Origin of the sequence: Xanthomonas bonasiae, from assembly GCF_014836395.1 — a bacterium.
In the GTDB taxonomy this organism is placed as follows: domain Bacteria; phylum Pseudomonadota; class Gammaproteobacteria; order Xanthomonadales; family Xanthomonadaceae; genus Xanthomonas_A; species Xanthomonas_A bonasiae.
The window spans coordinates 84028-105733 of record NZ_JACSQX010000004.1; the positions used below are offsets into that span (position 1 = coordinate 84028).

General features: G+C 68.4%; 17 protein-coding genes. 7 read left to right on the top strand and 10 right to left on the bottom strand.

The window, feature by feature from the left end; translation table 11 throughout:
* The first annotated feature begins 161 nt into the window (after positions 1-161).
* The 5 genes from H9658_RS07305 (at position 162) to H9658_RS07325 (ending at position 7871) form a co-directional block, all read left to right on the top strand.
* On the top strand, positions 162-686 hold the full coding sequence (locus H9658_RS07305) for an RNA polymerase sigma factor (RefSeq protein WP_179570823.1): 525 nt from the start codon (positions 162-164) through the stop codon (positions 684-686).
* A 65-nt stretch (positions 687-751) separates the two neighbouring features.
* A complete protein-coding gene (locus H9658_RS07310) occupies positions 752-1762 on the top strand; it encodes a FecR family protein (RefSeq protein ID WP_191825079.1) in 1011 nt (336 codons plus the stop codon).
* A gap of 341 nt (positions 1763-2103) precedes the next feature.
* Entirely contained in the window at positions 2104-4998 is a 2895-nt protein-coding gene (locus tag H9658_RS07315) for a TonB-dependent receptor (protein WP_191824899.1), read from the top strand.
* A 151-nt stretch (positions 4999-5149) separates the two neighbouring features.
* Positions 5150-6454 (top strand): histidine-type phosphatase, encoded by a 1305-nt coding sequence (locus tag H9658_RS07320; RefSeq protein ID WP_191824900.1) that lies wholly within the window; start codon positions 5150-5152, stop codon positions 6452-6454.
* Between the two features lie 112 nt (positions 6455-6566).
* On the top strand, positions 6567-7871 hold the full coding sequence (locus tag H9658_RS07325) for a jacalin-like lectin (RefSeq protein WP_191824901.1): 1305 nt from the start codon (positions 6567-6569) through the stop codon (positions 7869-7871).
* Positions 7872-8154: 283 nt separating this feature from the next.
* Here H9658_RS07325 and H9658_RS07330 read toward each other — a convergent pair whose 3' ends face one another.
* The 5 genes from H9658_RS07330 to H9658_RS07350 form a co-directional block, all read right to left on the bottom strand.
* Positions 8155-8541 carry a DUF805 domain-containing protein gene (locus H9658_RS07330; RefSeq protein ID WP_191824902.1) on the bottom strand — a complete coding sequence of 129 codons (387 nt, stop codon included), beginning with the start codon at positions 8539-8541 and terminating at the stop codon, positions 8155-8157.
* A gap of 84 nt (positions 8542-8625) precedes the next feature.
* Positions 8626-10011 (bottom strand): DNA repair protein RadA, encoded by a 1386-nt coding sequence (radA, locus tag H9658_RS07335; RefSeq protein ID WP_191824903.1) that lies wholly within the window; start codon positions 10009-10011, stop codon positions 8626-8628.
* 87 nt (positions 10012-10098) lie between these two features.
* Positions 10099-10770 carry a hypothetical protein gene (locus tag H9658_RS07340; protein WP_191824904.1) on the bottom strand — a complete coding sequence of 224 codons (672 nt, stop codon included), beginning with the start codon at positions 10768-10770 and terminating at the stop codon, positions 10099-10101.
* 218 nt (positions 10771-10988) lie between these two features.
* A complete protein-coding gene (locus H9658_RS07345) occupies positions 10989-12878 on the bottom strand; it encodes a M61 family metallopeptidase (protein ID WP_191824905.1) in 1890 nt (629 codons plus the stop codon).
* Between the two features lie 301 nt (positions 12879-13179).
* Positions 13180-13614, bottom strand: coding sequence for a MarR family winged helix-turn-helix transcriptional regulator (locus H9658_RS07350; RefSeq protein ID WP_191824906.1), 435 nt, complete (start codon positions 13612-13614; stop codon positions 13180-13182).
* Positions 13615-13703: 89 nt separating this feature from the next.
* Here H9658_RS07350 and H9658_RS07355 point away from each other — a divergent pair, with 89 nt between their 5' ends.
* The gene (locus tag H9658_RS07355) at positions 13704-14588 is read left to right on the top strand and encodes an SDR family NAD(P)-dependent oxidoreductase (RefSeq protein WP_191824907.1); all 885 of its coding nucleotides are present in this window, start codon (positions 13704-13706) and stop codon (positions 14586-14588) included.
* 120 nt (positions 14589-14708) lie between these two features.
* Here the strand turns inward: H9658_RS07355 and cyoD are convergent, their stop codons facing one another.
* The 5 genes from cyoD to H9658_RS07380 all read right to left on the bottom strand — a co-directional run bounded on the left by cyoD (position 14709) and on the right by H9658_RS07380 (position 19815).
* The gene (cyoD, locus tag H9658_RS07360) at positions 14709-15047 is read right to left on the bottom strand and encodes a cytochrome o ubiquinol oxidase subunit IV (RefSeq protein WP_179570815.1); all 339 of its coding nucleotides are present in this window, start codon (positions 15045-15047) and stop codon (positions 14709-14711) included.
* Positions 15047-15670: a cytochrome o ubiquinol oxidase subunit III gene (cyoC, locus tag H9658_RS07365; protein ID WP_179570814.1), complete on the bottom strand. Its 624-nt coding sequence runs from the start codon at positions 15668-15670 to the stop codon at positions 15047-15049. The genes cyoD and cyoC overlap by 1 nt, the downstream gene beginning before the upstream one ends.
* Positions 15671-15673: 3 nt before the next feature.
* Positions 15674-17674: a cytochrome o ubiquinol oxidase subunit I gene (gene cyoB, locus H9658_RS07370; RefSeq protein WP_179570813.1), complete on the bottom strand. Its 2001-nt coding sequence runs from the start codon at positions 17672-17674 to the stop codon at positions 15674-15676.
* Complete coding sequence (gene cyoA / locus H9658_RS07375) at positions 17674-18615, bottom strand: ubiquinol oxidase subunit II (RefSeq protein WP_179570812.1); 942 nt, start codon at positions 18613-18615, stop codon at positions 17674-17676. The genes cyoB and cyoA overlap by 1 nt, the downstream gene beginning before the upstream one ends.
* A gap of 396 nt (positions 18616-19011) precedes the next feature.
* The gene (locus H9658_RS07380) at positions 19012-19815 is read right to left on the bottom strand and encodes a helix-turn-helix transcriptional regulator (protein ID WP_179570811.1); all 804 of its coding nucleotides are present in this window, start codon (positions 19813-19815) and stop codon (positions 19012-19014) included.
* Between the two features lie 280 nt (positions 19816-20095).
* Here H9658_RS07380 and H9658_RS07385 point away from each other — a divergent pair, with 280 nt between their 5' ends.
* Complete coding sequence (locus H9658_RS07385; RefSeq protein ID WP_191824908.1) at positions 20096-21685, top strand: S10 family serine carboxypeptidase-like protein; 1590 nt, start codon at positions 20096-20098, stop codon at positions 21683-21685.
* The last annotated feature ends 21 nt before the right edge of the window (positions 21686-21706 follow it).

The window sequence follows — 21706 nt, forward strand, 5'->3', positions numbered from 1 at the left end:
CCCCCCCCGCTCCTACAAAAATCGATATCCGGCACAGCCCTGGCCACATGCCATCAGGCTTCTCCGCGAAAGCCCTGTCCAAGGATCGGACACGCAGCCCGTCACCGAAACGTCATCTGCGGCCTCTAGCCTGCGCCGCATCCAAGGGGCAAGGCAGGTCGGTGGCGGCACATCCCAAGCGCGCGTGGGCGCGCATGTTCGCGGAACATGGTCCGGTGCTGCGCGGCTTCTTCGTGCGCCGCGGCGCCAACGAGGATGCCGAGGACATGGTGCAGGAAACCTATCTGCGCCTGCTGCGCGCGCACCAGCACCAGGGCGAGGCGATCGCCAATCCCGAGGCCTACCTGTACACGGTGGCGCTGAACCTGGCGCGCGAACAGGCCGCGCGGCGCAAGCAGGCGCCGCTGCGCATCGACGAGATGGAGCAGTTTTCGCAATTGCTGGCCGCAGGGGACGACGTGGAAGACACGGCACAGCGACAGCAGCGGCAACAGCGCCTGCAGGCCCTGCTGGCCGGCTTGCCCGAACGCACCCGCGCGGTGCTGGTGATGCAGTACCGCGACGGCCTCAGCTACAAGCAGATCGCCGAACGCATGGGCGTGTCCGCGCACATGGTCAAGAAGCACGTGGTGCGCGGGCTGTCGGCGTGCCGGCGGGCGCTGGCCGAGAGCGGAGAAAGCTGGTGAACGAGGCCGCCTTCCCGCCGCGCAGCGCCACTGCCGAGGCCGCGCACTGGCATGCCCTGCAACGCATGCAGGCGCTGGACGCGACCCAGCAGGCGCAGCTCATGGACTGGCTGACCGCATCGCCGCTGCACCTGCGCGAATACATGGCGGTGCTGCGCGTGGCCGGCGAACTGGGCGAGGCCATGCGCGGCATGGACCTGGACGTGGACGCGCTGCTCGACGCCGACCGTCGCGCCGACACCGACGCAGCGCCGCGCAACGTGATCGCGCTGCCGCTGCCGCAACGGCCGCCGCGCCCTGCCGCGCAGATGCCCCGCGCCGCAGGCCGGCGTGCGCGCCTGCGCGGCTGGGGCATGGGCCTGGCCGCGGCGCTGTGCGGCGTGGCGGTGCTGGCCGCCTGGGCCTGGCCGCGCACCACGACCTACAGCACCGCGCACGGCGAACAGCGCAGCGTGCAGCTGGCCGATCGCAGCACCGTGCACCTCAACGCGCAAAGCGCGCTGCGCGCGACGATGACCCCGTGGAGCCGGCGCCTGCAGCTGCTGCATGGCCAGGCCAGCTTCGTGGTCGCGCCGGATCGGCGCCCGCTGCAGGTGCTGGCCGGCACGCTGCGGGTCGAGGACATCGGCACCACCTTCGATATCGCCCTGTACCGGCAACAGGCACGCATCGACGTGGCCGAGGGCCGCGTGCACGTATGGCGCGCCGATCGCCCGCGGCAGCCGATGCTGGCCGATCTCGGCGCCGGGCAGAGCGCGCGCATCGACGCTGCCAGCGGCCGGGTCGAACTGGCCAGCGAGGACGTCGCCGCGATGCATGCCTGGTGGCAACGCCGCATCGTGTTCCGCGACGAACCGCTGGCCAACGTCGCCGAGGATTTCAACCGGCTCAACCGCACCCGCCTGCTGATCGACGACACCGGCGCCGGTGCGATGCGCCTGACCGGCAACCTGCGCGGCGACGACATCGCCTCGCTGCGCGCGTTCCTCGCCGACCAACCGACGTTGCGCGTCACCGCCAGCGCCGATGCGATCCGCGTCGGCAGCCACGCCGCGCCGCGGCCGGTCGCACGCTGACCGCATCGTCGGTCGCCGCACGCGGCGACCGCCGTCCGCGCGTCTGGCCAGATCGCTGCGCAACCGCAAGCGCCGCGGCACCAGGCGCGCAGACGCGCCACCCACCACCGCCCAGCGCGCACCCGGTCATGGCGCGAGCGTTCGTTCGTTCGCACGCGCGCGCGCGCGCGACCAGCGGAGAAAACGATCGATCGCCCTCGCCCCCACGCACGTGTCACAGAAAATTCATCGAAAAGCGGTGCCCGATCGTCGCTGTCGATCCTCGTAGTCCAGGCACAACGCAGCATTCCGCCCTCGCGGCGGCGCTGCTCCCCACCTTCCGCTCCCACTGGACAACGACGATGCGCCGCACCCTGTTCCTTTCCATCGCCCTCGCCCTGCATGCCGGCACTGCCGGCGCCCAGACCACGTCCGTCGCGGTCGATGCGATTCCCGCACAGCCGTTGGCGCGCGCGCTCAACACCCTGTCGCGGCAGAGCGGACTGCAGTTCGTCTATGCCGCGGGCGTGGCCGGCAATCCGCAGACCCGCGGCACCAGCGCCGGCGCCACGCCGGAACAGGCCCTGCGGCAATTGCTCGACGGCACCGGCCTGCGCTACCGCTATCTCAACCCGACCACGGTGACGATCGAAGCCGCAGGCGCAGAGGCCGACGCGGCGCAGGCGGCACCGCCAGCGGCATCCGCCGCAATGCCGGCCGCCGCGCCCACGGCGGACGCGCCGGTGAAGGAACTGGACCGCATCCAGGTGCTGGGCAGCTACGCCGGCAGCCTCAGCGCCGCGCTGCGCGAGAAGCGCTACGCCGACAGCGTGGTCGACGTGATCGCCGCCGAGGACATCGGCAAGCTGCCGGCGCAGAACGTGGCCGAAGCGCTGCAGCGCGTGCCCGGCGTGTCGATCGTGCGCGACCGCGGCGAAGGCGTGTACGTGCGCGTGCGCGGCCTGGGCCCGAACTTCCAGGTCACCACGCTCAACGGCCAGACCATGGCGGTCAACGAGAACGTGCGCACCTCCGGCCAGACCGGCCGCCAGTTCCGCTACGACACGCTGCCGGCCGAACTGGTGTCCGGCCTGGAGGTGATCAAGAGCCCCACCGCCGACCTGGACGAAGGTGCGATCGGCGGCATCGTCAACGTGCGCACGTTCCGTCCGCTGGAACTGGGCAAGACCCTGACCAACCTGTCGCTGGAATCGAGCCAGGCGCAGCGCACCCACGCCAACGATCCGCGCGTGTCCGGCCTGTTCAACTGGGTCAACGCCGACGGCAGCTTCGGCATGCTGATCTCCGGCGCCTACGCGCAGCGCAGCCTGCGCCAGGACCGGGTCAACGAAGTGAGCTGGGACTACTACCCCAACGGCGTGCCGGGCGCGCCCGGCGCCTATTACGCGCCGACCGGCCTGCGTCCGACGCTGGAACTGGAGCAGCGCGAGCGCACCGGCGTAGCCGCCTCGCTGCAATGGAAGCCGAGCGCGGCGTGGGAGACCAACCTGGACCTGCTCTACGCCAAGCAGACCGTGCACTACGACGAGTACAGCATGGGCGTGGGCTTCGACAGCCTGGCGAAGATGAGCAACATTCGCGTCGAGCACGGCGGCATCACCGGTTTCGACTACCGCAACGGCCAGGTGCAGATCTCGCGCGAGACCTCCGGCATCACCGACGACAACCGCAGCGCGCGCCTGTCCAGCGCCTGGAGCGGCGATCGCTGGACGCTGGGCGCGGTGGCGTTCCACTCGCAGGCGCACAGCTACGATTCGGACCCGATCCGGCGCACCCGCCTGCGCAGCGGCACCAATCTGTCGATGCGCGTGGAGATGCCGCAGGCCGACGGCGACAACGTGCCCGACTGGAGCTTCACCAACGGCTTCGATCCGAACAACCCGTCCACCGTGGCCGGACGGCGCCTGGAATGGCGCGAGATCGACGCGCGCGACAAGGAGGACGCGCTGCAGTTCGACGCCAAGCGCGCGCTCGACGGCGACTTCTTCCGCGACCTCAAGGTCGGCGCAAAATACCGCCAGCGCTCGCGCAGCTACGACCGCGCCGATCTGCTGCTCAACAGCATCGCCGGCGTGCGTTTCCCGGCCGGCAACTTCACCGCGCTGCCGGTGGACGACATGCTCGCCGACGCCAACGGCACCCTGCCGCGACAATGGCTGGCGCCGATCGAATCCACCTTCTGGGGCAACTGGCCGACCGCCGCGGACCTGGCCAACACGCCCAACAGCGCCGACCTGCAGAACTCCTACGAGGTGAAGGAAAAGATCGGCTCGGCCTACGCCATGGCCGATTTCGGCAGCGAACTGGCCGGCCGCGCCCTGCGCGGCAATCTCGGCGTGCGCCTGGTGCGCACCGAACAGACCACCGATGGCCACGCAGACGTCAACGGCACCGCGCAGCCGGTGCATTTCGAGCGCAGCTACAACAACGTGCTGCCCTCGTTCAACGCCGCCTGGGACGTGCGCGAGGACATGGTGTTGCGCGGCTCCGCGGCCAAGGTCATCACCCGCCCCGACCTCACCGACCTGTCGTCCAAGCTCACCTTCAACTCCAGCGGCGAGATCCTCACCGCCAGCGGCGGCAATCCCGGGCTCAAGCCGTTCGAGGCGTGGCAGTACGACCTGACCTTCGAGTGGTACATCGACGGCACCTCGGCGCTGACCGGCGGCGTGTTCTACAAGGACATCTCCAGCTTCATCCAGACCCAGATGTCGAACCTGGTCTACCAGGGCCAGACCTATCTGCTGTCGTCCAAGACCAACGGCAGCGAGGCCAAGGTCAAGGGCGCCGAAGTGGCCTACCAGCAGGTGTTCGCCGGCCTGCCGGCGCCACTGGACGGGCTGGGCATGCAGCTCAACTACACCTGGACCGACAGCGAGGCGACTTACCGCGACGGCACCCGCACCTTCACCGACAGCCTGGAAGGCGTGGCCAGGAACACTTACAACGCGGTGCTGTTCTACGAGAAGGGACCGCTGATGGCGCGGGTCAGCTACGGCTGGAGCGACGACATCCTCAACGCGGTCGGCACCGCCAACGTCGCCACGCTCAACAGCGACAAGTTCGGCAGCCTGGACGCGAACGTGGCCTACAAGGTCAACGACAGCCTGTCGGTGTTCGTCAACGCGATCAACCTCACCGGCGAAGTGCAGCGCCAGTACGTCGGCGACCACCTGTTCGGCGGCTACACCGACTACGGCCGCACCTGGTCGGTCGGCCTGCGCGCACGATTCTGAGCCGAGCCCGCGCGGTCGCCGCCGTCGTGCGGCGCCGCGCGCGAGGGCGGCCGCGCCCGCTGCGGCGCTGTCCGCCGACCCGTCTTCCCGGCCGGTGCCTCGGCCAGCGGCATGGCGCGCCTTGCCGTACCGCCTCTTCCGGAAACATGCGATGCCATCGATCCCTCGCCTAGCCGTCGCCGCGCTGCTCGCGCTCGCCCTGCTGCCGTTCGCCGCCGCGCACGCCGCCGTCGCGGCACCGCAGGACACCCTGGAAAAAGTCCTGATCCTCAAGCGCCACGGCGTGCGCTCGGCGATGTCCAGTCCGGAGCAGCTGGGCCGCTACTCGGCGCGCCCATGGCCGCACTTCGGCGTGCCTGCCGGGCACCTGACCGAGAACGGCGCGCGCCTGGAAGCGCTGTTCGGCGCCTACTACCGCGCGCGCTATGCGCCGCAGGGCCTGTTCGCCGGCGACGCCTGCGCCAGCGCCTACTACTGGGCCAATCGCACCCAGCGCACCATCGCCTCGGCGCAGGCGTTGGCGAGCACGCTGACGCCGGGTTGCGCGAACGAGGTGCACGGCGTCGCCGACGGCGCCTCCGATCCGCTGTTCGACGGCGCGCCGGCCCTGCGCACGCCCGCCGCCGCCGCGCTGATGCGCGCGGCCATCGCCGGCCGCATCGGCGGCGACGCCGCCGCCTGGAACGCGGCGCAGCGCGATGCGATCGACACGCTGCAGCAGCTGCTGTTGCAGTGCGCGCAGCGGCCGTGCCCGGCCGACGCGGACGCCGGCAAGCAGCGCCTGGACGCGGTGGCCGCGCGGATGGGCGACAGCGAAGACGGCATTCCCGGCGTCGAAGGCCCGGCGGCGGCGGCTTCCGGCATCAGCGAAAGCCTGCTGATGGGCTGGGCCGACGGCCAGGACTTCGCCGCACTGGGTTGGCAAGGCCTGGACGAAGCCAGCCTGCTGCGCGCGTTCGCCCCGCACCAGGCCGAGTTCGCGCTGCGCCTGCGCGCGCCCACGGTGGCGCGCATGGCCAGTTCGCCGCTGGCCGCGCGCGTGCTGGCCACGCTGCAGCAAGGCAGCGACAGCCCCGCGCATGCCGCGCCGATCGGCGGCGCTGCGCGGCTGGTTGTCGTCTCCGGACACGACGGCACGCTGACCCTGCTGGCCGGCATGCTCGATCTGCACTGGCAGTTGCCCGGCTACCAGCCGGACCAGACCGTGCCCGGCGGCGCGCTGGTGTTCGAGCGCTGGCGCCGCGCCGATGGGCAACGCGTGATACGCCTGCGCTACACCGCGCAGAGCCTGGCCCAGCTGCGCGAACAGCGCGCGCTGACGCTGCAGGCGCCGCCGCCATCCGCGCCGGTGTTCATTCCCGGCTGCAGCAGCGCCACCCCGGACTACGACTGTGCGCTGCCGACGCTGGCGGCGCTGATCGGCACCGCGATCGCCCCCCACTTCATGAGCGAATGACGCCATGCCTCCGGCCGCCGGCCGGCGCCATGGCTGCCGCATCGGCGCATCCCGCGCCGCTTCCCTGGCCATCGTGCCAGCCGCTGTTCCCCACCACCGCAAGAGGCGATTCATGATCCAGCATCTACGCACCCTCGTGAGCTTCGGCATCGGAGTGAGCCTGGCCTGTGCCGGCGCGGCGCACGCGCAATCGGACACCGGCGTGCTCGACGTCCTCAGCTACAACGTGGCCGGTCTGCTCGAAGGCATTTCCAGCAGCAACCCTTCCGCCAATACCGCGCAGCTGGCACCGAAACTGGCGCCGTACGGCCTGGTCCACGTGCAGGAGGACTTCAACTACCACGCCACCCTGTATGCCGGCGACGCGCATCCCTACCGCACCGCCACCAGCGGCGGCGCCGCCATCGGCGACGGCCTCAACACGCTGAGCAACTATCCCTTCAGCGACTTCACCCGGGTCAAGTGGAACCAGTGCAACGGCACCGACTGCCTGACCCCGAAGGGCTTCAGCTACATGCGCGTGCGCCTGGCCGACGGCGTGCTGCTGGACGTGTACAACGCCCACCCCAACGCCGGCACCGAAGCCGGCGACCTGTCCGCGCGCCGCGCCAACATCGGCCAGCTCTCGCAGTTCATCCAGACCTGGTCGGCCGGCAACGCAGTGCTGGTGATGATGGATTCCAATACCCGCTATACCCGCGCCGACGACAACATCCGCACGCTGATCGCGGCCAACGGGCTGACCGATCCGTGGGTGGAACTGGTCAAGGGCAGCGCGCCGGCCGCCGGCGCCGAGCCGCTGCTGTGCGGCACGCCGCCGACCAATGCCTGCGAAGTGGTCGACAAGATCCTGTACCGCGATGCGCCGCAGCTGACCCTGGTCGCCAACCGCTACCAGCTCGACCCCGGCACGTTCTACGACAGCGCCGGCAAGCCGCTGTCCGACCACTACCCGCTGTACGCGCAGTTCGGCTGGGCGGTGGGCACCGACGTGCGCACCAGCGACCAGGTCGGCGGCCCGCACGGCATCCCGTTCAACGATCTGGCCGACAGCGCCAGCGGGCGTCCGCTCAGCGGGGTCACCCTGCGTGGCGGCGAGCGCCTGGACAACGTCGGCGCGATCCTGGACACCGGCAAGCTGCTCGCGCACGGCGGCACCGGCGGACAGGCGACCACCCTGTCGCTGGGCGCCAACGAGACGCTGACCTCGGCCACCGTCAGCGTCGGCAAGTACAACGACACGACCCGCGTGTTCTCGCTGAGCCTGCGCACCAGCACCGGCCGCAGCGTGCAGGCGGGCAAGCCGACCAGCGAGACCTATACGCTGACCGCGCCCAGCGGCTGGCACATCGCCGGCTTCACCGGCCGCGCAGGCGACGCGATCGACAAGCTCGGCGTGGTGTACCGGAAGGACTGACGGGTCGCGGCGGGTCGCTCGCGCTCGCGCACCAACGAGAACGGCGCGCGCAACACCGCGCGCCGGTTCGGTTACGCGGATTGTCTCTGCGCTGCACCTGCGGCCGGCATGCCGGCGAACGCCGATGCGTCGCTGCGCGTGCAGCGTCACAGCGCTGCGCCCCGGATCGGGGTACCGCGGTTTCCAGCGCCGATGCCGGCATCACCGCAGGCGGCGCATGCGCGCCAATGCATCGGCAGCGGCCGGATCGCGAGACCCGGCCGCTGCGGGATCGAACCGCAGATCAGGCCTGCTTCGGATCCGGACCGTAGGCGTTGGCGCCCCTGACCCCTTCCATGCACATGAAGACGAGGATCACCACGCCGCCCAGCCAGGGGATCAGGCCCAGCAGCACGTACCAGCCGGACTTGCCCTGGTCGTGGAAACGGCGCACCTGCACCGCGATCGACGGTACCAGCACCGCGAGCGAATACAGGCCCAGCAGCACGACCGCCACAAGCGACAGCGCGCCGGTGCCGTTCTGACCGCCGACGCCGCCGCCGATTCCCATCAACACCATCAGCACGGTGATCACGACGATGTTCAACAGCGTGAACATCCAGTACTCCTTGCGCCGCGAACGCCCGGAAAAATCCGCGTAGCGCTTGAGCGGCATCAACATCCATTCCATTGTGTTTCCCTTTTTTTCGAACCGCTGCGTCACTGCAGCGGGCGGCATGGTGGCATAAACCCCGCCGCAGGGAAACGCTTGCAGCTACTCGCTCGCCGCCTCCAGCGCCTGCGCCAGGCGCTCCACCGCGATCACCTCCATGCCCTTGACCACGCCGGTCTTGGGCGCATTGGCCTTGGGCACGATGGCGCGCTTGAAGCCGTGCGTGGCCGCTTCGCGCAGCCGGTCCTCGCCGTTGGGCACCGGGCGGATCTCGCCGGACAGGCCGACCTCGCCGAAGGCGATGGTCTTCTCCGCCAACGGCTTGTCGCGCAGCGAGGACAATACCGCCAGCAGCACCGGCAGGTCGGCCGCGGTCTCCTGCACGCGGATGCCGCCGACCACGTTGACGAACACATCCTGGTCGCCGACCAGGATGCCGCCGTGCCGATGCAGCACCGCCAGCAGCATCGCCAGGCGGTTCTGCTCCAGGCCCACCGCCACCCGCCGCGGATTGGACAGCGGCGAGGCATCGACCAGCGCCTGCACTTCCACCATCAGCGGCCGCGTGCCTTCGCGCGTCACCATCACGCAGCTGCCGGGCTGGTTGGCGCTGCTGCCGGACAGGAAGATCGCCGACGGGTTGGAGACTTCCTTCAGGCCCTTCTCGCCCATGGCGAACACGCCCAGCTCGTTGACCGCGCCGAAGCGGTTCTTGAACGCGCGCAGCAGGCGGAAGCGGCTGCCGCTCTCGCCCTCGAAATACAGCACCGCATCGACCATGTGCTCGAGCACGCGCGGCCCGGCGATGCCGCCTTCCTTGGTCACATGGCCGACCAGGAACACCGCCGTGCCGGTCTCCTTGGCGTAGCGCACCAGCCGCGCCGCGCTCTCGCGCACCTGGCTAACCGAACCGGGCGCGGCGGTCAGCGACTCGGTCCACAGGGTCTGCACCGAGTCGGCCACGATCAGCCTGGGCCGCGCCGCGCTGGCGTGCTGCAGGATCTGTTCGATGCCGGTCTCGGCCAGCGCGTTGAGGCCGTCCAGCGGCAGATCCAGGCGCACCGCGCGGCCGGCGACCTGGGCCAGCGATTCCTCGCCGGTGACGTACAGCACCGGCAGCGTGCCGGCCATCTTGGCCAGCGCCTGCAGCAGCAGCGTCGACTTGCCGATGCCCGGGTCGCCGCCGATCAGCACCACCGCGCCTTCGACCAGGCCGCCGCCGAGCACCCGGTCGAACTCGCCGATGCCGGTGGACACGCGCGCCTGGTCGCGATGCTCCACGTCCTTGAGCGCGGTGATCTTCGGCGCCTCGGTCTTGCCGGCCCAGCCGCTGCGCCGCGCCGCGGCCGGCGCCTTCGCCGTCGCCGCGCTTTCCAGCACGATCTCGCTCAGCGAATTCCACGCTCCGCACTCGGTGCACTGGCCCTGCCACTTGGTGTATTCGGCGCCGCAGTCGCCGCACACATAGGCCGTTTTCGCTTTTGCCATCTCGTTCTTGTCCGCTGCCAGGAGGCACCAGCATAGGCGCTGGCGGTCTCAGGTTGCGCGACAGAAGGTCGTCGCGACGTGGGTGCCTCAGGCACCAGTGTCCTCGGGCTTGAGGCCCATCGAGTATTCCTCGATCTCCTTGCCATCGACCCAACCGGTGGCGCAGTCGCCAGCGTAGTGGCCATCCGGCTTGAGTGCGCAGGCGATGCCGGTTGTCGGGCGTTTCCATTCGGTCGGCGAGTCGGCGCCCTTGCACATCGCGTTGCCCCGACAGAGCTTCACGGTACGGGTTGGAATCGCCATGACCAGGGCACGAACCAAAACCCCTTGCCTGCGTTGGGCCGCCCGCAGGCAGAGCAGCTGGTTTACTCCGACATGTGCGACGGGCTTGCCTGCGGCTGGTTTGAAACTGTCCTTGAGTGTGACGCCGTTTTCCGCTGCAACAGCGCCGAACGACAGGTTCGAGGTGCAGTCATCGCCGGCGTCGATCGCCATGCCGTCAATGGTGCAGGCAGGGTTACCGTGCGTGTCGCTGGTGCAGGCCACGGCAGCGCCAGGTGACGACGCCTGCAACATAACCTGCAAGGCGTGCGCATCGCCTGGCGCGGCTGACGCCGCCGAGGCTGTTAGCAGAACAACCAGGCTCAGCGCCCATCCAGAAGAATGGATGCTCTGTCTCCTACCGAGAAAGCTCCTTACGCTGCCTTTGACGGAGCCGGCGATGGCCTTGCGACTGGAATTGACGAGCATCGTTGTCACGGGCTTCTCCTAAGCGACCTTTTGCACAATGCATACATCCGGGCAATCGACTGCACCTGTGGTGCCGGCATGACCTGGACCCTGGCGATCAGCGATCAACCGAAATCATCGACTGGGGCGCTCATCGGGATTCGAGACCGCCCTTTGCCGCTGCGCGCTTTCATGTGAGCTCGCTCTCCACATCTTGCAACGTCGGCGTCGTGGAATGCACGCAGCGCTCAACGCGCCTTGTACAGCTCGCTCAACCGGTCCGGCTTGCCGGCGATGCGTTCCAGGTGCGGATACTGCAGGCCACCGTGGTAGGCGATGCGCAGCGTGTCGTAGCGGTTGCCGCGCTTGACCAGCAGCTCGATCGGCGCGGTGCCGCCCTTGGCCGCGGTGATCGCCTCCTTGATCGTGTCGGCGCTGAACTCGCGGCCGTTGACCGCGACCACGCTGTTGCCGGCGATGATGCCGGCATCGAACGCCGGACCGTCCCACAGCACGTCCTGCACGTTGCCCTTCTCGTCCAGGCTCAGGCCCAGCGAATAGGTCAGGCCGACGCCCTTCTTGGTCGCTTCGTAGGTCTTGATCGCCTCGTTCGGCTGGTCGGTATAGACCAGCTTCCAGCCGCTGGCTTCGATGCCGCCGACCAGCGAGCCGTGGCCATCGAGGCGGCTGCGCAGGAACGTCGCCCAGTCGTACTTGGCCACGCCGTCGAGCGTGGCGACGATGTCCTCGAAGGTGTACGGATTCACGTCCCAGGCGCCGTCGTGCATGCCGAAGAAGGCCTTGGCGAAGTCGTCGATCGAGCGCTTGTTGCCGCTGAGCTCGCGCAGCTTGGCGTCGGTCTCCAGCCACAGCATCTGCCCGCCGGAATAGTAGTCCTCGCTCATCTGGTAGCTGCGGTAGGCGCGCGGCCGGCGCATCGACATGGTCGGATCGTTGGTGGTGTCCTGCAGCGCGCGCCAGGCCAGGCCGGGGCGGCCGCGCTGGTAGGTGGCGGCGACGTCGGCGAGCATGTCGCGCGCCTGGCTCTGCGTCCACAGGCCGGAACGCGCGGACAGCACTTCGCCCCAGAACTGGGTCTGGCCTTCGTACAGCCACAGCAGGCTGTCGCCCATCGGCGCGTTGAAGTTCGGCGTGGCCAGGTCGGCGCCGCGGCGGTACTTGCCGTTCCAGGAATGGTTGAACTCGTGCGCAAGCAGGTCGCGCCGGTCCCAGCTCTTGTCCCACTCGGTGAAGTAGTTGAGCGGGCCGCTGTTCTCGCTGGAGCGGTGATGCTCCAGGCCGATGCCGCCGAGCTTCTCGGTCAGGGCCAGCAGGAATTCGTAGTGGTCGAAATGGCGCGCGCCGTACAGCTTGTCCATCTGCTGCACCAGCGCCGCGTGCGCCTTGATCTGCTCGGGCCTGGCCTCCAGCGACTTGGCCTCGTCGGCGAACACGTTCAGGTACACCGGCGCCTTGCCGCCGGCATCCAGCGCGATGCGCTTGTAGTACTTGCCGGCGAACATCGGCGAATCCACCAGGTCGTCGAAGTCGATCGGCTTGAACGTCACCGTGTCGCCGACCCGCGTGGCGGTCTCCAGCGCGGTGGCGTAGCTCCAGCCCGGCGGCAGGGTCACGCTGGCCTGGGCCTTGATGTTGCGCGCGTAGTAGCCGGCCGGGTACAGCGCGGTGGTGTTCCACTGCAGGTTGAGCAGTTCCGGGGTCATCATCACCCGGCCCTGGCCGTCGCCCTGCGAGGACAGGAACTGGAACTCGGCGACGATCTCGCTGGCGCCCTGCGGCACCTCGACCTTGAACGCGTACACGTCGAACTGGTCGCGCTTCCACGGCAACACCTGGCCGTTGGCCTTGATCACCAGCCCGGCCAGCTTGTCGATCGGCCCGGTCGGCGAATGGTTGCCGGGGATCCACTGCGGATACAGCAGGGTCATCGGACCCGGCACGGCCGGCATCGTGGTGCGCACGCGGAAGATGCGGTGCGCCAGGTCGGTGGCATCGACATCGATCTTCAGCGTGCCGGCGAACGGCACGTCCTGCGGCGGCGCAGTCTGCGCCGAGGCCTGGAACGCGACAGTGGCGGCCAGCAGCAGCGGCGCCATCCAGGCGGTGGACTTGGTCATGGGGTCTCCAGTAGGGATGCGGCGGACGAGCAACCCCTGATCCTATGCCGGCGGCGGCGTGGCGCTCTATGCCATTGGTCATGCATCGGTGCCATTGGCGCCCTCGATACCGACGCGTTCACGCCCCGCCGTGCCGGCCATCCATCGCTGCCGCCAGCGCCTGGCGATCGTTCGGCGAGAGGAGCGCGCGCTACGGCATTGGCGCGCGGATCACGCCGGCAGCTTGCCGACGGCGCTGCCTGTCAGGCGCACGACCGTGCAGTCTCTGCCGCAAGCCGCGCGATGGCGCTTCAAGGCCGCTTCAAGCGCGATTGAACTTCCCGAGCAGCGCCACCAGTTGCGCCAGCTCGGCATCGTCCCAGTGCGCCAGGCGCGCCAGGAACATCTCGGCCTTGACCGCATCGGCGGCCTGCAGGCGCCGGTCGCCCGCATCGGTCAGGCGGTATACCGTTCCGCGGCCGTCGTCCGGATCGGCCATCGCCTCCACCAACCGGTGTTCGCTCAGCGACTTCGCCAGCCGGCTGACCGCGCTCTTGTCCATGCCGAGCAGCTCGGCCAGGCGCCCGGCCTTGCTGGGACCATGCCGCGCGAGCGCGGCGGCAAGCTGATACGCGGCGGGCTGCAGAGCGGGATGGAAACGCGCGGCCGACGCGGCCATGACCGCGCGCGATGCCGCCAGCAAGGCGCTCAGTTCGCCACCCAACTCCCCGACCAGTGCCGCGTGACGTCTGCCCATGTGTTCTCCGCATGCCTCAAAAGTGCGCATGGACAGTGCGCGGCTTTCGTGATTTAGTTGATATATATCAACCAAACCGATGCCACGCCATGCCCACCCTTCCCACGATCCTCATCACCGGCGCGACCGATGGCATCGGCCAGCTGGCGGCCCTGGCGCTGGCACGCCGCGGGGCACGCCTGGTGCTCACCGCACGCAGCCAGGTCAAGGCGGACAGGACCCGCGCCGCGATCCTGGCCGTCGCTCCAGCCACGCCGGTCGATGTGCATTATGTGGATTTTTCGGATCTCTCGGCGGTCGCGGCGACCGGCAAGGCGATCGCCAGGCAGCATCCGCGCATCGACGTGCTGATCAACAACGCAGGACTGCATGCCTTCCGGCAGCGCGTCAGCACGGACGGCTATGCGGAAATGATCGCGGTCAACTACTTCGCCCCGTGGCTGCTGACCCATGTCCTGCAGGAATCCCTGCTGCATTCCGCGCCGTCGCGCATCGTCACGGTCGGCTCGGAGGCCTCCCGCCATAGCGGCGCCCTCGCCATCGAACGCGACCTGCTCGACACCGCCCCCTTCGGCGTACGCGGATCCTCGCGGATCTATGGCCGCAGCAAGCTGCTGGACATCATGTTTTCCCTGGAATTGGCGCGTCGGCTTCGCGGCAGCGGAGTGACGGTGAACTGCCTGTGCCCCGGTTTCAACGTCACCGGCCTCGGCCGGGAATTGGGCTTCGCACGGCCGCTGGCCAGGCTGCTGCGATGGTTCGACATCGGCAACCCCCGACACGGCGCCGACGGCATCGTGCGGCTTGCGGTCGATCCGGTTTTCGGCCGCCAGACCGGCGCTTACGTGTCGGCGAAGCATGCCCGCGCGCTGACCCCGTGGGGACCGGGAAACAGCGACGCGGCGAGGCGGCAGTTGTGGGATGCGACCGCCAATCTGCTTGCCCGGTTCGTCGCATCCGCCCCCGCGCACTGAAGGCGCCACGCGATCGCCAACGAAGACACGCCTGTGCCGCAACGAAGAAGGCCGCCCGGAGGCGGCCTTCCTGCGTTCACGCGGATGACGACATGCGCATGCCGTTGCGCGTGCCCGGCCTCAATGCATCATGTTGACGTTGAGGTTGTGCATGACCCACAGCGAGCCGACCACCACGATGCCGATGATCAGCAGCGAGAACAGGCCCACGTGCACGTTGGAGCGCTGCTCGGCGGAGCGGTCCATGTGCAGGAAGTAGATCAGGTGCACCAGCATCTGCACCGCGGCCAGCACCGCGATGACGATGACAGTCACGCCCTTCGGGAAGGCGCCGCTCATGACCATGCCGAACGGGATCACGGTGAGCACCACCGCCATCACGAAGCCGATCAGGTAGGACTTCAGGCCGCTGCCGTGCGACTGCTCGGCGTGTGCGTCGGAAGGATGGTGGTTGGCCATTACAGCGCTCCCAGCAGGTAGACGATGGTGAACACGCCGATCCAGATCACGTCCAGGAAGTGCCAGAACAGGCTCAGGCACGCCAGGCGGGTGGTGTTGCGCGGGGTCAGGCCGTTCTTGGCGATCTGGATCACCAGCACCGCCATCCACAGCAGGCCCGAGGCCACGTGCAGGCCGTGGGTGCCGACCAGGGTGAAGAACGCGGACAGGAACGCGCTGCGGCCGGGGCCGGCCCCTTCGTGGATCAGGTGGTGGAACTCGTAGATTTCCATGCCCAAAAAGCCCAGGCCCAGCGCCGCGGTGACCGCCAGCCAGCCGTACAGGCCGCCCAGGCTGCGCTTGTGCGCGGAGATCATCGCCAGGCCGAAGCTCAGGCTGCTGAACAGCAGCAGGAAGGTTTCCACCAGCACGAACTTCAGGTCGAACAGTTCCTTGGCGGTGGGGCCGTCCACCGTCGCGCCGGCCAGCACCGCGTAGGTCGCGAACAGGCCGGCGAAGATGAGGCAGTCGCTCATCAGGTAGACCCAGAACCCGAACACGGTGTTGCCGCCGCTGTCGTGGTGGGCGTGGTCGTCGTGGCCGTCGGCGTGGACGGCGTGGTTGTCGAGCGTCGTGGAGGACATGGTTCAGACCGCCTTTGCGGCATGTGCCGCCTGTTGCTGCTCCAGCAGGGCGAAACGCGCGTTCTCGATGCGTTCCACTTCCTCTGCCGGCACCCAGTAGTCGACGTCGTCGTCGAACGTGCGCGCGATGAAGCTGCCGATCATGCCGACCAGGCCGATGATCGCCATCCACCAGATGTGCCAGATCAAGCCGAAGCCCAGCACCACGCTGAAGGCGCCGATCCAGACCCCGGCCGCGGTGTTGCGCGGCATGTGGATCGGTTCGTACTTGGCCGGACGCGTCCAGCCCTTGCCCTTGAGCTTGTCTTCCCAGAACTGGTCGCGGTCGTCGATGTGCGGCAGCACGGCGAAGTTGTAGAACGGCGGCGGCGAGGACGTGGCCCACTCCAGCGTACGCCCGTCCCACGGGTCGCCGGTCAGGTCCAGGTTGTCCTTGCGCTTCCAGACGCTGTAGCCGATCTGCACCAGGTTCAGGAAGATGCCGATGCCGATGATCGCCGCGCCGGCCGCGGCCACCATCAGCCACGGCGCCCACTCCGGGTGGTTGTAGCTGTTCATGCGCCGGGTCATGCCCATGAAGCCGAGCACGTACAGCGGCATGAAGGCGATGAAGAAGCCGATGATCCAGCACCAGAACGAGGCCTTGCCCAGCGTCTCGTTGAGCTTGAAGCCGAACGCCTTCGGGAACCAGTAGGTCAGGCCGGCCAGGTAGCCGAACACCACGCCGCCGATGATCACGTTATGGAAGTGCGCGATCAGGAACAGGCTGTTGTGCAGCACGAAGTCCACCGCCGGGATCGCCAGCATCACCCCGGTCATGCCGCCGATGGTGAAGGTGATGATGAAGCCGATCGTCCACAGCACCGGCGCGGTCATGCGCACCCGGCCGCGGAACATGGTGAACAGCCAGTTGAAGATCTTCACCCCGGTGGGGATGGAGATGATCATCGTGGTGATGCCGAAGAACGCGTTGACGTTGGCGCCCGAGCCCATCGTGAAGAAGTGGTGCAGCCACACGATGAACGACAGCACGCCGATCGCCGAGGTCGCATACACCATCGAGGTGTAGCCGAACAGGCGCTTGCGGCTGAAGGTGGCGATCAGCTCGGAGAAGATGCCGAACGCCGGCAGGATCAGGATATAGACTTCCGGGTGGCCCCAGATCCAGATCAGGTTGACGTACATCATGGCGTTGCCGCCACCGTCGTTGGTGAAGAAGTGGGTGCCCAGGTAACGGTCGGCACCCAGCAGCGCCAGCGCCACGGTCAGGATCGGGAACGCGGCGATGATCAGGATGTTGGTGATCAGCGCGGTCCAGGTGAAGATCGGCATGCGCATCAGGGTCATGCCCGGCGTGCGCATGCGCATGATGGTCACGAAGAAGTTGATGCCGGTCAGCAATGTGCCTAGACCCGATATCTGCAAGGCCCAGATGTAGTAATCGACGCCGACCCCCGGACTGTATTCCAGCCCCGACAGCGGCGGATACGCCAGCCAGCCGGTCTGAGCGAATTCGCCCACGCCCAGCGAGATGTTGACCAGCGCCGCGCCGGCCACGAACAGCCAGAAGCTCAGCGAGTTCAGGAACGGGAACGCCACGTCGCGCGCGCCGATCTGCAGCGGCACGATCAGGTTCAGCAGGCCGGTCATGAACGGCATGGCCATGAAGAAGATCATGATCACGCCGTGCGCGGTGAAGATCTGGTCGTAGTGGTGCGGCGGGAAGATGCCCTCGTTGCCGCCGTGCGCGATCGCCTGCTGGGTGCGCATCATCGCCGCGTCGGCGAAGCCGCGCAGCAGCATGACCAGCGCCACCAGGATGTACATGACGCCGATGCGCTTGTGGTCGACCGAGGTGAACCACTCCTTCCAGAGATAGCCCCACAGCTTGTACTTGGTGACCGCCGCGACCACCAGCAGGCCGAGCAGGCCGGCGCCGCCGAGCGCCGCCATGATGATCGGCTCGTGGTACGGAACCGCCTCGAGCGTGAGTTTGCCTAGCATCACTTGTCTCCAGAAGTGCACATGGCGACCGGCTCAGCAGCCGATGCCGGATGGGCGTCGTGGCCTTCCATCTTGTGGCCCTTGCCCATCATGTATTTGTCGAGCAACGACTTGAACATGCCGTCCTGCACCGACGAGTAGTAGGTCACCGGGTACTGCGCCTTGTCGTTGCGGTTGGCCGCCAGGATCTGGAACTCGGCCTGGTCCAGCGCCTTCGGCGCGGCCTTGACCTTGGCCACCCAGGCGTCGAACCCGGCCTGGTCGGTGGCGTGCGCGGTGAAGCCCATCTTCGAGAAGCCGTGGCCGCTGTAGTTCGCCGACAGGCCGAAGTAGTCGCCCGGCTCGTTGGCGATCAGGTGCAGCTTGGTCTCCATGCCGGCCATCGCGTAGATCTGCGTGCCCAGGTGCGGGATGAAGAACGAGTTCATCACCGTGTCGGAGGTGATCTTGAAGTTCAGCGGCGTATCCACCGGGAACGCGATCTCGTTGACCGTGGCGATGCCCTGCTCCGGATAGATGAACATCCACTTCCAGTCCAGCGCCACCGCCTCGATGACGATCGGCTTGACCTTGGAGTCCAGCGGCTTGTACGGATCCAGCTCGTGCGAGGAGCGCCAGGTCAGCACCGCCAGCACCAGGATGATCATGCACGGGATCGACCACACCACCACCTCGATCGCGGTGGAGTGCGACCAGTTCGGCTCGTAGCGGGCCTTGGTGTTGGACGCGCGATAGCGCCAGGCGAAGGCCAGGGTCATCACGATGACCGGGACCACCACCAGGAGCATCAGCACCACCGAGGTGATCAGCAACGTCTTTTCGTCGTGGCCGATCTGCCCCTTGGGGTTGAGAATGGCCGCGTCGCACCCGGCCAGCAGCAGCGCGGGCAGGAGCAACAGACCGGAGCGCAGCGAGCGCCGGAGTTGTTTCAACGGAATCATCGAACGATCCAATTGCGTAGGGGATGCGGACCGCGCAACGGCGAACGGGGAGCGGCCCGGACGGGCGTTTCCGCGTTTCCTGCGGCATCCTGGCCGGCATGCGCGATCGACCACGCATTTTATGCTGCCGTGCGGCATCTCCGAAAGCCATTGACAAGGCCGAGCGTGCGCACAGGCGTGTTTTTGCGTGCGACACATTGCCGCACCTGCATGCGACGGATCGCCGCATGCGGTCCGCGACGCGCAGCCGGCGACGTCGATCTCGTTACAATTTGAGATGAAATCGGGCGCGACCGGCACCCGCGTCGGCACGGCATTCGTTCTTTCAACGAGGAATGACCGTAGCGACCGGCCATGGCGTGAGCGCCGCACGCCCCGGCCGCCCCTGCTCCAGCGCTACGGCCGCGCCGCCGCCTTCTTCTGCTTGATCTGCTCGATGTAGTTGTAGATGGTGAAGCGGCTGACCCCCAGCGCCGTGGCCACCTGTTCCACGCTGTTGCGGATCAGGAACAGGCCGCGATGCATCATCGCCTCCACCGCGTACATCTTCTCTTCCTTGTTCATCAGCGCCGGCGGCTTCATGAAGCGCTTGACCGCGTCGTCGATGATCTCCTGCATCATCGCCTCCAGCCCGACCTCGCCGGCGGGCGCCTCGCTGCGCGGCGGCTTCGCCTTCCGGTGCAGCATCTGCTCCAGCCAGCCATGGGCCATCTCGAACACGGTCATGTCGGCGTTGAGGCACAGCGCGGCCACCGGCTGGCCGGCGCCGTCGCGGAACAGCAGCGTGGCCGAGCGCAGGTGGCGGCCGGCGGCATTGGTGGTCTGGTACTCGTCGACGATCGCCCAGCTGATCGTGCCGGTGCCGGCCACGTCGCGGTAGAGCTCGCTGAAGCCGGCGTCCTCGCGCGGGCCGCTGAGGATCGGATCGCCGAGATTGCGCCCGGACACATGGCCATTGGCGATCGCCAGCACCGAGGCCCCGGGCGCGGACAGGTCGTGCAGCACCACTTCGATGTTCTCGCCGATCACCCCGCCGAGCAGCGCCACCACCGGCTTGAGCAGTTCGAACAGGTCGCGCACCTGCACGCCCGCGCCCAGCCCTTGCGCAGGCGCGGGCGCATGCGCCGCCTTGCCGCGCTTGCGCTTGGCGGCGGGTGCCGCGCCCTTGTGCGGCGCCCCGCCCTGTTTCGCTATTGCCATCGAATCGTCCCGTCCTGAGCAGTGCCCGGCGAATGCGCACTGGCCATCTTGCCGGCTACGCCCGCGGGCGTCGAGACGGCAACGCAACGGCGCAGGTCCGCACAGGAACGATGTGACGCGCTCTTGACATACAAATTATTTTTGTATATCAACAAACTGTTGAAGCAACATTCAGCCCGCGGCGCCACCGGTTCCGCGGGCCGGTCAACCACCGCCGCGCCCTCGCATCGGGTGCGGCGCCACGCTCCAGGGGACAACCAAGCAGACCATGTCGACGTCCATGCCGTCCGTCAGATCGTGCTGTCGCGCCAACGCCTGGCTGCGTCCGTTCGCAGTTGCGTCGGCGCTGTGGCTGGCCGGCGTCGCCAACGCAGCGGCGGCGGTCCCGGCGCATGCCGACGTGCAGGTACGCTCGGCCGGCAGCGTCGCCGTCGAGGGCCATGGCACGTTGCGCTACGCGGCCGAGGCCGGGCTGCTGCCGATCTACGACGATCCGACCGGGCGGCTGCTGGCGTCGGTGTTCTTCGTCGGCTACAGCGCCCCGGCCAGTGCTGGCGCGGTGCGGCCGCTCACCTTCCTGTGGAACGGCGGCCCCGGCTCCAATTCGGCACAGCTGCACATGGGCGTCGGCCCGCGCCGCCTGGACACCGCCGATCGCCTGCCGGACTGGACGCCGGCGCAGAGCGAGCGGCCGCTGGTCGAAAACGCCGACAGCTGGCTGGGCGCGAGCGATCTGGTGTTCGTCGATCCGCTGGGCACCGGCTACAGCCGCGCGGTCGAAGCCAAGGACCTGCCGACGCTGTACACCTCGCATGGCGATGCCGAAACGATCGCCGAAGCGATCCGGGTCTATCTCACCCGCCACGACGCCTGGGACCGCCCGCTGTACCTGGCCGGCGAAAGCTATGGCGTGACCCGCGCGATGCTGGTCGCCGCGGCGCTGCAGCGGCGCGGCATGCCGGTGCGCGGCGTGGTGCTGGTGTCCTACAACTTCGACCTGGGCACGCCGCCGGCGGCGTACCCGGAAGACGCGTTGAACGTGCCGCAGTTCACCGCCGCCGCGCACTACCATCATCGCCTCGACGCCACGCTGCAGGCGCTCGACGAAACCACCGCGGTGGCGCAGGCGCAGGCGTGGACGCAGCAGGACTACCTGCCGTTCCTGGCCGCCCCGGCGGCGCAGACGCCGGAGGCGCGGCGCCGGATCCTGGCCGCACTGGCGCGCTTCAGCGGCCTGCGCGCGCAGGACATCGACGCCAAACAGCTGACTATCTCCACCGCCGATTTCGCCGACCGCCTGCTCGCCGACCAGGGCCGTGAGCTGGGCCGCTACGACCTGCGCATGACCGCGCCGCGCCGCGCCAAGGACGCGCCGTGGATGCCGGGGATCGACCCGAGTCTGCTGCCGATGGCCGGCCTGATGAACGGCACCTCGCGCGTGTTCAACCGCTACCTGCGCCAGCAGCTCGGCTTCGAGAGCGACCTGCTGTATCGCGGGCCGTTCGGCAACGCCTTCCATCCGCTGCCGCGCTACGTCGACCCGAAGTCCGGAATGCCCGACGACTGGATGGCGCAACTGTGGGATTTCTCGCAGAAGCTTCCCGAAGGCACCGACGCGCCGCTGCGCAAGGCGATGGACCAGGACCCGCAGCTGCGCGTGCTGAGCCTGCGCGGCCGCTACGACGGCTGGCCCTGCGAAAGCTCGGTGGAGACCACCCGCGCCGCCGGCCCGCGCTACGCCGCGCGGGTGACCAACCTGTGCCTGCAGGGCGGACACATGTGGTACTCCGAACGCGCCAGCCGTGCCCAGGGCCGCCGCGCGTTCGAAGCCTTCCTCGCCGCCTCTCCCTCTCTTCCCAGCACGGACTAGCCCATGCGCTCCGCGACCGCA

Bases quoted from the DNA above. Each gene is read 5' to 3' on its own strand.
- H9658_RS07330 (WP_191824902.1), bottom strand. From the start codon at position 8,541: ATGGAATGGATGTTGATGCCGCTCAAGCGCTACGCGGATTTTTCCGGG.
- H9658_RS07350 (WP_191824906.1), bottom strand. From the start codon at position 13,614: ATGGGCAGACGTCACGCGGCACTGGTCGGGGAGTTGGGTGGCGAACTG.
- H9658_RS07385 (WP_191824908.1), top strand. From the start codon at position 20,096: ATGCCGTCCGTCAGATCGTGCTGTCGCGCCAACGCCTGGCTGCGTCCG.
- H9658_RS07325 (WP_191824901.1), top strand. From the start codon at position 6,567: ATGATCCAGCATCTACGCACCCTCGTGAGCTTCGGCATCGGAGTGAGC.
- H9658_RS07355 (WP_191824907.1), top strand. From the start codon at position 13,704: ATGCCCACCCTTCCCACGATCCTCATCACCGGCGCGACCGATGGCATC.
- cyoD (WP_179570815.1), bottom strand. From the start codon at position 15,047: ATGGCCAACCACCATCCTTCCGACGCACACGCCGAGCAGTCGCACGGC.
- H9658_RS07320 (WP_191824900.1), top strand. From the start codon at position 5,150: ATGCCATCGATCCCTCGCCTAGCCGTCGCCGCGCTGCTCGCGCTCGCC.
- H9658_RS07315 (WP_191824899.1), top strand. From the start codon at position 2,104: ATGCGCCGCACCCTGTTCCTTTCCATCGCCCTCGCCCTGCATGCCGGC.
- radA (WP_191824903.1), bottom strand. From the start codon at position 10,011: ATGGCAAAAGCGAAAACGGCCTATGTGTGCGGCGACTGCGGCGCCGAA.
- cyoC (WP_179570814.1), bottom strand. From the start codon at position 15,670: ATGTCCTCCACGACGCTCGACAACCACGCCGTCCACGCCGACGGCCAC.
- cyoA (WP_179570812.1), bottom strand. From the start codon at position 18,615: ATGATTCCGTTGAAACAACTCCGGCGCTCGCTGCGCTCCGGTCTGTTG.
- H9658_RS07345 (WP_191824905.1), bottom strand. From the start codon at position 12,878: ATGACCAAGTCCACCGCCTGGATGGCGCCGCTGCTGCTGGCCGCCACT.
- H9658_RS07380 (WP_179570811.1), bottom strand. From the start codon at position 19,815: ATGGCAATAGCGAAACAGGGCGGGGCGCCGCACAAGGGCGCGGCACCC.
- H9658_RS07310 (WP_191825079.1), top strand. From the start codon at position 752: ATGCAGGCGCTGGACGCGACCCAGCAGGCGCAGCTCATGGACTGGCTG.
- cyoB (WP_179570813.1), bottom strand. From the start codon at position 17,674: ATGCTAGGCAAACTCACGCTCGAGGCGGTTCCGTACCACGAGCCGATC.